Source organism: Cereibacter ovatus (genome assembly GCF_900207575.1).
Lineage (GTDB): Bacteria > Pseudomonadota > Alphaproteobacteria > Rhodobacterales > Rhodobacteraceae > Cereibacter_A > Cereibacter_A ovatus.
The window spans coordinates 1-14,148 of record NZ_OAOQ01000032.1 but is presented as its reverse complement, the minus strand read 5'-3'; the positions used below and the strand labels follow the sequence as shown (position 1 = coordinate 14,148).

11 protein-coding genes, 2 pseudogenes and 1 CRISPR repeat array are annotated in these 14,148 nt (G+C 64.8%); of the genes and pseudogenes, 2 read left to right on the top strand and 11 right to left on the bottom strand.

Annotation, left to right across the window (positions count from 1 at the left end; all coding sequences use genetic code 11):
* Positions 1 to 610: 610 nt before the first annotated feature.
* The 10 genes and pseudogenes from CRO07_RS17720 to CRO07_RS19255 all read right to left on the bottom strand — a co-directional run.
* Positions 611 to 934, bottom strand: a complete 324-nt coding sequence (locus CRO07_RS17720) for a hypothetical protein (RefSeq protein WP_176504624.1) — start codon at positions 932 to 934, stop codon at positions 611 to 613.
* A gap of 123 nt (positions 935 to 1,057) precedes the next feature.
* Positions 1,058 to 3,045: direct repeats of the CRISPR family, unit length 32 nt; unit sequence GTTTCGATCCACGCCCCCGCGCGGGGGGCGAC.
* A gap of 177 nt (positions 3,046 to 3,222) precedes the next feature.
* Entirely contained in the window at positions 3,223 to 3,513 is a 291-nt protein-coding gene (gene cas2 / locus CRO07_RS17715) for a CRISPR-associated endonuclease Cas2 (protein WP_097031959.1), read from the bottom strand.
* Between the two features lies 1 nt (position 3,514).
* Positions 3,515 to 4,549: a type I-C CRISPR-associated endonuclease Cas1c gene (gene cas1c, locus CRO07_RS17710; protein ID WP_097031958.1), complete on the bottom strand. Its 1,035-nt coding sequence runs from the start codon at positions 4,547 to 4,549 to the stop codon at positions 3,515 to 3,517.
* A complete protein-coding gene (gene cas4, locus CRO07_RS17705; RefSeq protein WP_097031957.1) occupies positions 4,546 to 5,196 on the bottom strand; it encodes a CRISPR-associated protein Cas4 in 651 nt (216 codons plus the stop codon). Before cas4 ends, cas1c begins: the two co-directional genes overlap by 4 nt.
* On the bottom strand, positions 5,196 to 6,161 hold the full coding sequence (gene cas7c / locus CRO07_RS17700) for a type I-C CRISPR-associated protein Cas7/Csd2 (protein WP_097031956.1): 966 nt from the start codon (positions 6,159 to 6,161) through the stop codon (positions 5,196 to 5,198). Before cas7c ends, cas4 begins: the two co-directional genes overlap by 1 nt.
* Positions 6,158 to 7,885 (bottom strand): type I-C CRISPR-associated protein Cas8c/Csd1, encoded by a 1,728-nt coding sequence (cas8c, locus tag CRO07_RS17695; RefSeq protein WP_097031955.1) that lies wholly within the window; start codon positions 7,883 to 7,885, stop codon positions 6,158 to 6,160. The genes cas7c and cas8c overlap by 4 nt, the downstream gene beginning before the upstream one ends.
* Positions 7,882 to 8,580, bottom strand: a complete 699-nt coding sequence (cas5c, locus tag CRO07_RS17690; protein ID WP_097031954.1) for a type I-C CRISPR-associated protein Cas5c — start codon at positions 8,578 to 8,580, stop codon at positions 7,882 to 7,884. Before cas5c ends, cas8c begins: the two co-directional genes overlap by 4 nt.
* 80 nt (positions 8,581 to 8,660) lie before the next feature.
* A complete protein-coding gene (locus CRO07_RS17685; RefSeq protein ID WP_097031953.1) occupies positions 8,661 to 8,963 on the bottom strand; it encodes a GIY-YIG nuclease family protein in 303 nt (100 codons plus the stop codon).
* Positions 8,963 to 10,552, bottom strand: a complete 1,590-nt coding sequence (locus CRO07_RS17680; RefSeq protein ID WP_235841101.1) for a CRISPR-associated helicase/endonuclease Cas3 — start codon at positions 10,550 to 10,552, stop codon at positions 8,963 to 8,965. Before CRO07_RS17680 ends, CRO07_RS17685 begins: the two co-directional genes overlap by 1 nt.
* A 159-nt stretch (positions 10,553 to 10,711) precedes the next feature.
* Positions 10,712 to 11,194, bottom strand: a pseudogene (locus CRO07_RS19255) (CRISPR-associated endonuclease Cas3''); the annotation flags it as partial.
* 571 nt (positions 11,195 to 11,765) lie between these two features.
* Here CRO07_RS19255 and CRO07_RS17675 point away from each other — a divergent pair.
* Positions 11,766 to 12,524: pseudogene (locus tag CRO07_RS17675) on the top strand (DUF2793 domain-containing protein); the annotation flags it as partial.
* An 88-nt stretch (positions 12,525 to 12,612) separates the two neighbouring features.
* On the opposite strand, the gene CRO07_RS17670 reads toward CRO07_RS17675, so the two are convergent.
* On the bottom strand, positions 12,613 to 13,941 hold the full coding sequence (locus tag CRO07_RS17670) for an ATP-binding protein (RefSeq protein WP_097031950.1): 1,329 nt from the start codon (positions 13,939 to 13,941) through the stop codon (positions 12,613 to 12,615).
* A gap of 46 nt (positions 13,942 to 13,987) precedes the next feature.
* Between CRO07_RS17670 and CRO07_RS17665 the strand changes: the two genes are divergently transcribed.
* On the top strand, positions 13,988 to 14,148 hold a 161-nt coding region (locus tag CRO07_RS17665; protein WP_141400065.1), incomplete at its 3' end, for a transposase.

Genomic DNA, 14,148 nt, shown 5'->3' with positions numbered 1-14,148 from the left:
CGTCAGCGAGCCACGGCGCTTCAGCGCTTCGTTATAGGCCGGCCAGTTCCTGGTCTTGTAGCTCGGGGGGGTCGGTCTGCTCATGCGGCCCTGCTACCACGCCGGATAACACCAGATGAATCCCTCACGTGATTTGTGCAACAGAGCCGCGTTCATGGGTATGTCCGTCGACGTAGCTCGCTGCACGACTATGCGTGCGGTTGCGGTTTTTCTGTGGTGGTGTTGATGTGGCGTTGATGTAGACTGCAAACGACAAAAGCCGAGCTTTACGCTCGGCATTGAAGTCTTTGATAATACTGTATATTTTTTTTGCCGGGGCAGGCAACCGCCGTCATTTGCCTCCGCTATGCTGTGCTGTGTGACTCGTAGTGCGAAAGCTGTGCTAATCTTGGCGTCCACTTCGAGCGGGAGCGCCCACACCCCCGCGTGGGAGGGAACAATACGGGAGAGGCCGTCCTCGATGGCGGAGAAGGTGGCGATGCCCCCACCGGCCGCCGTGATCCGGGTGGCACCGCCCCCCGCCGACCGGTACGGCGCTGACGAGGACGTGTAGAAGAGGTTGTTCATCGCGGCCAACGCATCCCTTGATCCGACCGCCGGCGGACAAGGGTCAATATCGTAAGATTGCTGCCATTCCGACGCCCTCCGGGAGATGCTCCGGATCGACCATCAAGGCTCCACCCCCGGTCCGAAGAGTCATCTGCGCGGCCTGGTCCGCCAGATCCTGCGTAACCTCCGACAGGTCGCCGGTTCCTGCGTCGAAGGTCCCGCGCAGGCTTACCCCGGCGTCCAGGAACAGCAGGTCGACCCGCCCCGCATGGGCCGCAGCCACCAGTTCCGCCGGATCCGTGCAGGCAAGACCGTCCCCCCTGCCGAGATGCGCATGCAGCCGCCCGAGCGAGTCCTCCATCGCCCGGACCTCGATCGGCTCCATCACCGACCGGGCGGGGGCATGAAGATCGGCCTCGCTCAGCGCCGAGGGGTTCGTCTCGACATGGCTCGCGATCAGGTCCGCCAGCGCCTCGGACTTGCGAAGCTGCCAGTCAGTTCGATAGCCGTTTCGATCCACGCCCCCGCGCGGGGGGCGACCGCACCACTTGTCGAAGTTCCCCGCCAGTGGATGAGTTTCGATCCACGCCCCCGCGCGGGGGTCGACGTCACGATGCATGGTCCTGCGATCTGCTACCGGCTGTTTCGATCCACGCCCCCGCGCGGGGGGCGACAGCGGACCAGATGCGCAGACGCTGGCGGGTTATCCCGTTTCGATCCACGCCCCCGCGCGGGGGGCGACGATCAGTTTCGCCGCAAGCTCGTTGTCGCCCGTGCCGTTTCGATCCACGCCCCCGCGCGGGGGGCGACGGCCTCGACAGCGCGCAATTCCAGAACGGGCTGTTTCGATCCACGCCCCCGCGCGGGGGGCGACCTCTGGATGGGAGGGTTCTGGGCGTGATGCGCGTCGTTTCGATCCACGCCCCCGCGCGGGGGGCGACATTGGACGCCCCCAGCCCGACACGCCCTTGATCGGGTTTCGATCCACGCCCCCGCGCGGGGGGCGACCGTCCGCGTCCTGGTCCCACTTCACCCGCGCCCACCGTTTCGATCCACGCCCCCGCGCGGGGGGCGACCCGCCCCCGCATGGACTTCGGGCTGCCGGACCAGCTGTTTCGATCCACGCCCCCGCGCGGGGGGCGACGCGGGCGCTGGAGGCTGATGCAATGGATCGCGCCGGGTTTCGATCCACGCCCCCGCGCGGGGGGCGACCTTGCCCTGCATGAGGCTTTTCATCTGATCGTAGGTTTCGATCCACGCCCCCGCGCGGGGGGCGACGCTCCCACGCTGGAGATCCAACCTGCCAGTAGGCGCCTGTTTCGATCCACGCCCCCGCGCGGGGGGCGACAACCGCGGCGAGTTCTACGAGAGCAAGATGCACCGGTTTCGATCCACGCCCCCGCGCGGGGGGCGACCGCCAGTCTTCCCGCCGAGCATGGTCAGCGACGAGCGGTTTCGATCCACGCCCCCGCGCGGGGGGCGACCGCGGGATCAATTGGGGCGCCTCTTGTAAATGCCGAGTTTCGATCCACGCCCCCGCGCGGGGGGCGACTCGAGGTATGCGGACCACAGGGCGGCGATCAGGCTGTTTCGATCCACGCCCCCGCGCGGGGGGCGACGGCGCGGGAGAGCAGCGGCACCGCGCCTTGCGCGCCGTTTCGATCCACGCCCCCGCGCGGGGGGCGACCCATGGCGCGGGAGACCCGGGCAAGGTCGCGGGCCGTTTCGATCCACGCCCCCGCGCGGGGGGCGACTCAAGCAGAAGTATGGCCTTTCGCCAGACGAGGTTGTTTCGATCCACGCCCCCGCGCGGGGGGCGACTCGCGGGCGTAGTCCGCGATGGACGAGCCATCATCGTTTCGATCCACGCCCCCGCGCGGGGGGCGACGAGATCCGCGAGGACCTCTACGGGCCAGCGGGCGAGTTTCGATCCACGCCCCCGCGCGGGGGGCGACGTCCCAGGTGGAGCCGGTCGAGGCGCCCATCTCGGTGTTTCGATCCACGCCCCCGCGCGGGGGGCGACGTGACGCTGCACTTCTGGTCGCGCGCGGCCGGCATGTTTCGATCCACGCCCCCGCGCGGGGGGCGACGCCGAGAAGGGCAGCGTCATTGACGCCTTCAACCAGTTTCGATCCACGCCCCCGCGCGGGGGGCGACGGCCGCGCCGCGGTCGAAGATCGGGATAGCGATCATGTTTCGATCCACGCCCCCGCGCGGGGGGCGACCATCGAGTGGGACGGCACGATCATCAAGGGCGTGAAGTTTCGATCCACGCCCCCGCGCGGGGGGCGACGGCAAGCGATGCGCTCGACCAGTTCGCGGGTAAGGCGTTTCGATCCACGCCCCCGCGCGGGGGGCGACCATGTCGCCTGCCGAATGGTGGGCCGAGGCTGACGCGTTTCGATCCACGCCCCCGCGCGGGGGGCGACCATCGCAGGAGAAGCCCCATGAGCACCGTTTTCGCGTTTCGATCCACGCCCCCGCGCGGGGGGCGACTCTATGCAAATAGAGCGATTTACAGCAAGAGTAAAATTCGCTGAAACTGCGAAGGTGCGACTTGGATCGCCACAACCACCAGACGAAGCGACCACTGCTCATGGTTTCCAACGATTTCAAAGAGCTGCGTGGCTGCGAACGGTACCCACCTTGCCGACACGCTTGAGGTTCGCAACCTCAAATGATCAGCGGTCCGTTCAGGTTTACGGCTGGCTTTGCGCCGACATGCTCGACCTTCCTAGCCCAGTTCGAGCCCAGGTAGTAGTAGCGCAAGCTGTCGTGGTCCGGTCGTATGATCGCTTCGAGCCGGGCCTTCAGCTTTGCCCATTGCGCCGGATCGACCTCGATTTCGAATACCGAATACTGAACCCGCTGGCCAAAATCCTCACAGGCCGCGGCCACCTGACGCAGGCGCTTCTTACCTCCCGGCTCCAGGGTATTCACGTCGTAGGTGACCAGAACAAGCATTTCAGCTCCAGAACCAGGGCGGGTAGGCGTCAATATCCCCCCGCAGATGCCGCGCCAGCAACTGCGCCTGAAGATACGGGACCAGACCGAACGGAGCCTTCTCCTGCAGAAACGGATGCTGACGCTCTTCGCGCTTGCGCTCTTGCCAAGCGGTCAGAACGGTTCGGCGGGCATCGTCGGTCAGGAGGACGGCACCGCCGTCCATCTTTCGGAAATCCGCCGCCCGAAGCTGACGCCGGTTCACCAGCGAAAGTGCAAGCCGATCGGCCAAGGGGGCGCGAAATTCCTCCATCAGGTCAAGCGCAAGGCTCGGGCGGCCGGGTCGGTCGCGGTGCAGGAAGCCCACGGCAGGGTCGAGGCCCACCGCCTCGCAGGCCGAACGGCAATCGTGGGTCAGCAGCGTGTAGAGAAAGGACAGCAACGCGTTCATCGAATCGAGCGGCGGACGGCGCGAGCGGGCCGACCAGCGCAGTTCCGCATCGGGAGAGCGGATCAGATGGTCGAAAACGGCGAAGTAGAGCGTCGCCGCCTCGCCTTCCGAGCCGCGCATCTCGTCAACCGTGCTGTCGGAAAACTGCAATCGGCGCAGGATCAGGGCCATCCGATCGCAGGCCGCCTCCAGCGCGGCGCAGGCCGCAGGTGCCATCTCGTCGCCGTAGTCCCGAAGCGCACGGCGGATTACGGCGCGCTGGTTCGACACCTTGCCCAGAGCGATCGAGCGGACGATCTCCTCGGGTGTATCGGCGCGGCGATATTGCTCGCGTCGCAGCAGCACATTGCCCGAGACCGGACCTTCGATCCGCGCCTGGAAACGCCCGTTGCGAGCCATGAGTACGAGGGTGACTCCCCGCTCGGCGCAGGTCGCGATCAGCGCGGGCGTCACCTGGACCGGGCCAAAGGCCACGACCGAGGCCAGCATGTGCAGCGGCACACGGGTCTTTTCGGCGCCGTCCACCTCAGCCACCAGGGTCTCGCCGTCCTTGTGCAGCGCCGCGCCCTCGGTGGTGACATAGACAGTATTGAGAAGTTTTTTCATGGTGCCTCCAGAAGCCGCGCCAAGGTCTGGTCACGCCAGCACCTGACCGGTCGCGACACGGTATCGGGGCGGCACAGGTCCAGCAGCGAACAAGCGCGGCAACGCGAGCGGTGCGGCGTGGGCGGCGGGGTGATGCGCGTCCCCAGCAGCCGGGCAAGATCGGCAACGGTCGCCTCGGTCAGGGCGCGCAGATCGGCATCGAAGGGCACGATGACGCGCCGCCGGGTCTGGGCGTAGAACAACGCGCCCTCCGGCACCGGTTGTTCGGTCATTTCCTCAAGGCACAGCGCCTGCGCGCAAAGCTGCACCTCATCGGCGCGGTGCAGCTTGGGCTTGCCGCGCTTGTATTCGACCGGAAAGGCACGCTCGCCACCGCCCGACACGGGCTGGAACTCCACCAGATCGGCGATTCCCGTCAGGTTCAGCCGAACCGAACCCAGTGGCAGCGAGAGCACCCGCCGCACCCCCCTGCCCCTGCGGCTGCCGCCCTTGTCGGCCACCGCATGCAGCACGTCGCCCTCGGCGGTGAAACGGTTCTCGTCCCAGAGCCGCTCGAGGTGGATCAGCGCGGCCTGTCGCAGACAGTAGACCGCGTGCTGCACCGCCGAGAGGGGAATGGGCTCCTCGTCGGCGGGCAGCGGCGGCATCAGAGCAACTCGCGGATCTCGACCCCGGCGGGCAGGCCGTCGCGGTCGATCTCGATCAGGTAGTCGCCGAACTTGCGCGCCGGAGCGAGGTTGCCAAGGCCCCTGTCGTCGAGCGCACGAAACTCGCCATCGACGCAGCGCCCGATCCGGACACGGTCGAAAAGCACATGGGCAGGCGCATTGCCCAAGGCGTTCTCATGCGCGAAGACGATCAGCTTACGGGTGTTCATCTCGCCCCGCGCGGCCGAACGGTCGTGCTCGAACATGTTCGCCAGGGCTTCGAACAGCAGGTTCAGATCAGCCTCGGTAAAGCCGGTCCGCTCGGCGAACCGGGCCGAAACGAACCCATGCGCCACATAGAGCCCATAGGGCACGATATGCTTGCGGCCCATGGTGCGGTTGTCGGTGCGGGCCTCACCCTCCTCGCCCTCCGCGCGCTTCTTTTGTTCCGCCTCGTTGGTGGCAGCCATCCGGGTGATCGAGATCTCGACCGGCAGGACCGGCTCGACAGAGCGGGCGAAAGCCATCTGCACCGGACCCTTGACCTGACCGCAGTTGATTCCGGTCGACATCACCGCGCCAAAGGTCCGCACGTCGAAGAAATTGGCACACATCCAGTCGCGCAGTGCCCGGGCTTCCTCGTCTCCTTTCGGGTTGAGTTTCTTGGCTTCCTTCGCCTCCTTGAGCGCCTTGGCGTCATCACCACGCTTGGCGACATAGGCCTCGCGGTGCTTCTCGTTCAGGATCGCGCCTTCCTGAACATAAATGTGATGCCCCACCTCGCCGGCGCGGGCGAGTTCGACATAGTTGCGCAGTTTCCGCTTGAGACAGACATCAGACACTAGGCCATGGTTCGTTTCCGGATCGAGCCGCGGCAGGTTGCCCGCATCGGGGTCGCCGTTCGGATTGCCATTCGTCACATCGAAAATCAGGACGAAGTCGTGGCGGCTGGAGAGCGTGGTCATTCGGAGGCCTCCGTCATGGGCGTGTCATCGTGCTTGCGGAAGAAAGTGCTGCGCTGGTGGTAATAGCCGAGACCGAACAGCGCCTGTTCGGAAGCGCCGAGGGCCGCTGGGATCGGGTCATCTCCGGGATCCATCAGATCGGTGATGGACGTCAGCAGCTTTTCAAGGTTCACCGCCCGGCCGGGGCCATGTTTCCGCAGTTTCGAGAAATGGTTCTGTGCCCCGGCATCGAGGGTTCGGAACACCTTCTGCGGCGAGGCCGAAGCCGCGCCATAGAATTTGTCCTTGATGGTCGCGTTGACGTTGCCGCCAAGCGCGGCACGCTGCACCTCTTCATAGACGGCAAAGAGCCGCCCGAGGATGTAGCCCTTATTGGTGTTCGCAGGATCGAGCGCCACGGGAACCTCCTTGGCGAAATTGCGGATCAGGACGGATTTCAGGATCGACGCGCGCAAGGCGTTGATGTCGCCATCCGCGCGGATGCGCATGAGCACGGTTGAAAACAGCGTCAGCGGATAGGCAGAGCCGCTCAGGATTGCGCGCATCCATTCGCCGGCGATCAGCGGCGGCACGTTCTCGCGTTTGCCCTGCGCGGCCAGTTCGATCAGATACCGCCAGAGCGGCGGCCAGCCCTCGCGCGGGGGCGGGTCGAGACGCATGTCGTCAAGATAACGCTGGTAATGCGCGGTCAGCGTGCCGAAGTCGTTTTCCCACCAGAACCGCACGGAGAGTCGCGCGGCGTTGGGCGCAAGGCCAAGGACGCAAAACCGCACGCCCTGCGCCAGGTCGGGCGCAACCTCTTCCAGGCGCTGCCCTTGGCGGATGCGCTCGAGCTGGGTGCCGATCTTCAGTGTGGCAAGTTTCTCGGCGGCAACAGTGTCGAAGAACGCACAGAAAAAGCTTTCCGCCTTTGCCGCGGCAGCAGCCGAAGCGTCGGCCCAGAACACTGTCGAGGCATCGCCGATCTGAATGCGATGATTTCTGTCGGCGAGAAAGGTGTTCAGGGCCGTGGTATAGGCGAAGGCAGCCGCTTCGGACACCGGGGCATTGTCTCCCTGCTCGTGGCCGTAAGAGGTGAAGGCGTCCAAGTTGAAGGACACCAGGCTCGCGCCCGAACTCTGCGCGCCCCAGACGCCTTTTACCGAAGGATGCAGCCGCGCCACCGGGGCTGCTGCGCCCGTGACAAGGCACGCCTGCGGATCGGACGCGCCCTCTGCCCCCACCCGCGCCCAGAGCGCCTCCGCAGCGGGGCGATCGTGCATAAATCTCCGTTCCCCGGCCAGCCGGAACACAAGGTTCTGGTCCTTCACCTCGTCGGGCCAGGCCGGCGGCGCGAAAGCCGCGGGCGACCACGATTCCAGAAACCGCGTCAGCGCGACAAGACCCGCGTCCGTCTCGCCGGCCAGCCATTCGAGGTGCCTTTCACGGAACCTGGAATGCTCCTCGGCAGTACGTTTGCCTTCGCCCGCAGTAACGCCCAGCACATAGGCAGTCTTGTCCCACAGGAAGTTCGGGGAGATCCCGACAGTGCGTTTTACCGCCTGCGGCACCTGCAACGCCCTTGGGCTGCGCTTCTTGTCGTCGGCCCGAAGGTCGATCACCTCGGACACAGACCCATCCGGGTCCAGAACGACGCAGAAGCCGATCTTCTCGGTCGAATAGCCGAAGGGCACCTTGTCGGGCAGTCGGTCGTAGGCGCGCACCAGCGAGGCCAGCATGCTCATCGCAACACCTCCGGCGTTCCGGGGGCGGGAATATCGATCACGCCATCGACCATCCGGGCGCGGAAGAACATTGACGGGCGGCCCGGTGCGGCATGGTCGATATCCCACAGCATCAGGCCCAGATCGCGCGGGGTGCCGAATCCGTGCTCGGGCGTCTCTGTCGCCGGATTGCGCGGGGGCGGCGCTACATCGGGCGCGACAAGGGCGAAGTGGGCGGCGAATTCACGGGTGCCAAGGCAGGGCTGGTGAAAGCACTGCCCCCGGCCCGCACGGCGGTTGAAGATGTCGAGGTGTTTGCCCTCGGTATCCTCAGGGCCGGCCTTGTCGGTCAGGTCGAAATGCGCCTCGATCAGGTAGGCAGGATTCACCAGAACGGTCGAGGCCCGCTGCTGGCGATCTTCGTCGACCAGCAGTTGCAGCCCGCCCAGATCGCCGCGCTTCATCGCCTGCCGGATCGTGCCCGCAGGCGCCTTGTGCCCCACCTCGTTGCGGCGGATCGACTGGAAGCGGATCGGCTCCAGCACATGGATGCGGTCGATCACCCAGCGGATCGCCGGCTTCCAGTGGATCGCCTCCAGAATTCCGCGTGCCGCAGAAGGCGTCATCACGTCATAGCTGACACGCTCCACCTTCAATTCGGGCCGGGTAAAGAGCGCATTGCGCCCCCAGACATGCAATCGAATACCAAAAGCCATGGATCACCTCAAACTCCGGTCAGCCTGCCCCATTGAGCCGCTCAGGGCAAAACCGAAAATGTCGCGGCCGTTTCCCTAGGCTAGGGGCGGCGATTGTAGCCAATTTCGGGATCGTTTGCGCGCAACTCGACGATCAGTTTCCGCTCCATTGTCAGCACTTCGGATTTGGTTGCATCGCAGGATTCCCAGAGAATCTCCCGCGTCACGGTTATTGACCGCCGGTCGCCACGAGCAGGAAAGTCACGCTCGATCAGGCGCGTGTCGGGACTTCCGAAATAACTGATCGTATCCGTCAGATCGCTTCCCACATAGATCTTCCCATTGGGCCAGGTGACCTTGTAAACGACGGCATAGCGTGGGCTGCTCAATTTGGTCTCTTGCATTACACCACCCCCTGATCGGCGCTCAGATACTCAGCCTGTTCCCACCAGAGGCCGAAGTCCTGTCGGTAAAGCAACGGCTCGTCGAGCACGAAGAACTGGTCGCCGCGCAATTCCGGGGCGCGAAAGCTGCCCTTGCCGTTCTGCCGCAATATCTCTCGCGCGCGGTCCGGGATCTGTACCGTGTAGGATTGCAGCGCCCGGGCGATGGCGCCCGAGGGCACCTCGGCCACCGACAGGCGCCCGACCTCGGCCAGAGCTTCCGGCTCGATGGCCACAATCACCGGCACCATCGGGCTGTCGATCATCCGGTAGTCCGTGGCAACCTTGCGGAACGGAAAGTTTGTCTCTGCCCCGGTGAAGACCATCGACGTCGCCATGGCCCTTCCCAGTTGATCGGCACCGACCCGCCAGTAGACCTCGTCGAACCAGTCCCGGATGGCGGCAGGATCCAGCAGGTCCGGAAACCGGGCCGCGGTCGCGCGCATGGCCTCGGCCAGCTTCGCCACCTCGGCGGGCGGGCGATTGTCAGGGGCCGAGAACACCGTCAGCAGCGAGGCCGACAGCGGCCGCCTGCCCTCGCGGTTCACTCGGCCCGCGGCCTGAATGACACTGTCCAACCCGGCCTCGGCCCGCCAGCCGCAGGGGAAGTCAAGATCCACGCCCGCTTCGATCAGGCTGGTGGCGATCAGCCGGCAGGGCAGGCCCTGCGCCAGCCGGGCCCTGATATCAGCAATGATCCGGCGGCGGTGGGCGGGATACTGGCGGGTGGTCAGGTGAACCAGCCCGTCAAGCCCTTCCGCCTCTGCCGCCCGATACAGCGTCAGCGCATGGCTGCGGCTGTTCACGATCATCATGCCCTGCGGCGCTCCGCGCAGCGCCTGAACCAGCGCAGAATCATCCATCACGCCGCCCTGCACAATCCCGACACGCTTCAGTTTCCCGGCCAGCGCCTCGGGATCGGGGGCCAGTTCCCGTCCCGCCAGCGGCAGCCCACCCTGCCGCAAGTGTTCGCTGTCAAAAGCCGGCTGGGTAGCCGTGCAAAGAATCACCGTGCAGTCATAGTGGGTTGCCAGCACGTCGATCATTGCCAGCGTGGGTAAAAGCAGTGGGCGAGGAAGGCACTGCGCCTCGTCCAGAACGATCACCGAGCCGGCGATGTTATGCAATTTCCGGCACCGGGACGGCCGGGCAGCAAACAGGCTTTCGAACAGCTGGACATTGGTGGTGACGACGACCGGGGCCGCCCAATCCTCCATCGCAAGCCGCACCTTGCTACGCCCTTTCTCACCGGCCTTTTCCGTCTCGATGGCGCTGTGATGTTCAAGCACATGTTCTGCACCCAGAACATTTCGAAACACCTCGGCCGTCTGGTCGATGATCGAGGTATAGGGGATAGCATAGATGATCCGTCGGTGCCCGTGCTGCGCCACATGATCGAGAGCGAAGCCGAGCGAAGCTAGCGTCTTGCCGCCGCCAGTCGGCACGGAAAGCGTGAAGAGCCCGGACGGCATCGCGGCCCTGGCCCGCACATGGGAAAGAATGTCTGCCCGCAGCCGGTTCAGATCCGACGATGCGGCAAAGCCCGCCATATGCGCGTCGAACCTCTGGTGAAGGTCTGGCAGAATACCCTGCAGCCCCGGCCAGTCCCGGTTGCGGTGGCGGCCTTCAAGCTGATCGTAGAACGCCTCGGTGTCGCGGAAATCGGCGTCAACCAGGCACGAAAAAAGCATCCGCACCGCGACCGAAAGATCGAATCCCGCTTTCGCCGGTTGCGCCCTGACTTTCGAGCGGAGCTCTTCGCCCAAGCACCGGAAATCAACCGGCAGATGCGCCTGCCATTCAGGGTCGAGCGGCGTCCTGGCGTCTTCGATCCGGCGGTCGAGACAGGATCTGTCGTCGGTTGCCTTGTCGGGCAGACCGGCATGATGGCCCAGAATGGCATAAGCAAGAACCTCGGCCACCGGCTTCATGTCCTCCGGAGCCAATTCGAGCAGCGCCCTGCCTCCGGCCGTGGAGTGATCAACACGCACCGGCTCGCCTCGAAGCACCCGATCGAACTCAGCGGCGTACTTTCCAAGGTCGTGAAACCGCCCCGCGATGCCGGCGGCTTCGCCCAGTCGCAAAGATCCTGCCCGCTCGCGGGCAAGCCGTTCGACTTCGACAAGATGGTCGGACAATTCCTGCCAGTCTGCGCGATCTTCGGACGTCCCGGAGTGAGCGTAATGTTTCACATGAGTTCTCCCGATACTGACACTATTCAGAGCAAGCCCTTTGCCGGGCAACCCATTCCCCTCTATTCTCGCCTTCCAGGCCAAACCCGACGGTTCGGGCGCGTGAAGGAGGTTTGATCAGTTCCACTGCCGGACCACGCCACGTCTCTGCGATTCTGTGGTTCCGGCTTGCTGTCGATCGCATCTCCCGATCATAGCCCACCACGGTGTCAAAAACTGGCACCATTTATAAGCGCCTTCGGCTTTTTGTAGTGGGTTAAGCAACGATAGCCATCGAGCCGGCTCCGCAGCCAGATCGAGCCGAACTCCATCAGGCACGGGCATATCCGCGTTGCCGCCTTCACCCGCGGTGGACGCTACTTTTGTGGCGCTATGCGGCATGGCTTACCATTGCGCGCGGGGGGGGCCGCGTACCGACCGGGACGCCCGGTTGGTGAAATGCCGCGCGGCGACACCATTCCCGCTGGAGATGGAGTGAAAGACCGTCGACGCCCTGGCGCCGACCGTCAACAGTTCGGATCTCTCGCCCCGTCCGAGAACTAATGCGGCAGGCCACGGCGCTGCCGAGGGCAACCGCGCAGGCGCACCGTGGATCGACGTCATGCGACCCTCCGGCCGGGACTTCCCCCTCCAGCCACACTTCGGCGTCAACCGGATCGCCAACTGGTCGCCCTCGGTCAGCACCACGATCACGACCGAGGGCCTGCCGATCACCTCGGTCGGGACCGTGTCGCACCCGACGCTGGCCTCGACCAACCTCGCCGCCTCGATGCGGCGCTGGCGTCTGACCTCGGCGGCCGTTGCGGATTCGGTCGCCGACCAGCGCTCCGCAGGCTGGGCCTGCTGGCGTGGCAACGCCGCGGGCCTCGGCGGCTGGACCTTCGTCACGCGGATTTCGCTCACGACCCTGCAGACGACGGGCATGGGGTTCTTTGGCCTCTACGGATCAACGGCCGCTCTCGCCACCACCCTGACGCTCGCCACCGCTGTCACCTGCATCGGCATCGGTTTCCAGCGCGGGACACACACGCGCTGGCAGATGGTGACGAATGATGCCTCCGGCGCGCCGACCTTGACCGACATGGGGGCGAGCTTCGCCATCGCCACCGGCGGCGTGCTCACCCTCTTCATCGCCGCACCACCGAATGGATCATCCGTCTGGGTGCGGGTGGTCGATGAAGTTTCCGGTGCGGTCTTCGAGCAGGAGATCACCGCCGACCTGCCCGCGAACACGCAATTCCTCTCGCCGCGGCTCTTCATGAACACCGGCGCCACAGCCGCCGCCGTCGCCTATGACTGTGCCGGGGCCTATCTGGAGACCGATTACTGAAGACGATCTTGCGAGACCAACCGGCGCCCCCTGCCCTCTGGCGAAAGCAACGTCACTGCACAGTCGCCGGGATCCAGCACAAAGTAGATCAGAGTTGCCGCCAAGCGCGCTGGTAAGCTGGCCCGCGAGAGGTTGGCTGTGCAGTTTTATCGGGCGCCGTAATTTGGATGGGTAGGGGAGCGGGAAGATCCGGCCCCAAGACAATTGCCTCGCCTTGGCTCAACGACGGGATAAATGCTGCGGCGGACCTGTCCAGATCACCGCAGGCCCGCTCGATTGTCTCGCGGTCGCGCTCATTCGTAAGCCGATGGACGAACAATGTCCCTAGCTGACTCAGCACGTCCTGCGGAATGTCGCGTGGGCGCTGCGTGGCGAGAACAGTCGTCAGCCCGTACTTCCGGCCCTCCTTTGCAATCAGGCCGAATGCGTCGAGCGAGACGCTGTTGAATTCGTCCCCGACCGAACGCCCCATGAACTGATGTGCCTCATCAAGGAAGCAGATGACGGGTTGTGCCCGGAAACGGTCGGCACGGGCAAGGCCGAGGAGATACTCGCCGATTGTATTCAGAAGCAGCTCGCGGGCGTTGTGGTTGAAACTGACGTTCTTGAACGAGATCAGGCATACTCGTTGCTGCGGGTCTTTCAGGAAGCCATCGAGGAGGGTGCAAATGTCTTCGCCCTCGCTGCCGAACAGACATCGCAGCTCTGCGGACGCCAGCATCCCGCGCATGCGCACGATCAGCGTGTTGCAGTATCCCAAGGTAGAGTCGTTCGGCCCGCCGAACTTCGACCGGTCGTTGCGATCATCCGGCCAGATGCACTCATTCGCGATCTGATCGGTCAACCGATGGATATCAAAGTTGCAATTTTCGCTCGCGATTGCTGTGGCATAGCGATCTGCGGCCCGATTGAATTCAGCGATCTTCTGGCCGGTCTTGCGAATCGTGCCCGCCTGCTCGACCCATACTGTCCCGAATGATTGGTCGAAATATTGCCTGCCTTGAGCGATGTCCTGTGCCTGTATCTGCTGATCGGTCGCCAACGCGCGTGCCACCCTCAAGCTCCTAATCGCCTCGCGCATGGTCGGTCCTTGGCTTTGACCGGTGGGGCGCAGGAGCGCAAAAAGCGATAACTCGGTCATCCTTTCAGAAGGAAACCTGACCAGCGTCTGGCCAGCCTCGGCCCGCGTGAAGACGTACTCTACCGCGCCGGGCAGCTTGCCCGAGAACTCGCCCGTCGGATCAAAGACGATGGCCTTGCCACCCAGACGAGCGACTTCGGAAACGAGCTTTGCCAAGGTCCAGCTCTTCCCGCCGCCGGTTGCACCGAAGATGCCGCAGTGGCGGCCGAACAGCTTTTCCGGCGGTAACGCGATTTCGGCGTCATCGATGCCAGATATTCGACTGAATAGCCCCATGTTTCCTGGACGCCTTCTTCGCTAACTTTGAGGCAAGGAGGCCATGATGGGCACAGGCAATTTCACGGACGAGTTCAAGCGTGACGCGGTCGCGCAGATCACGGAGCGGGGCTACCCGATCAAGGAGGTTTCGGAGCGGCTCGGGGTCAGCCTGCATTCGCTCTATGCGTGGAAGCGCAAGTTCGCGAAGGCGGCCACTGGCGAGAC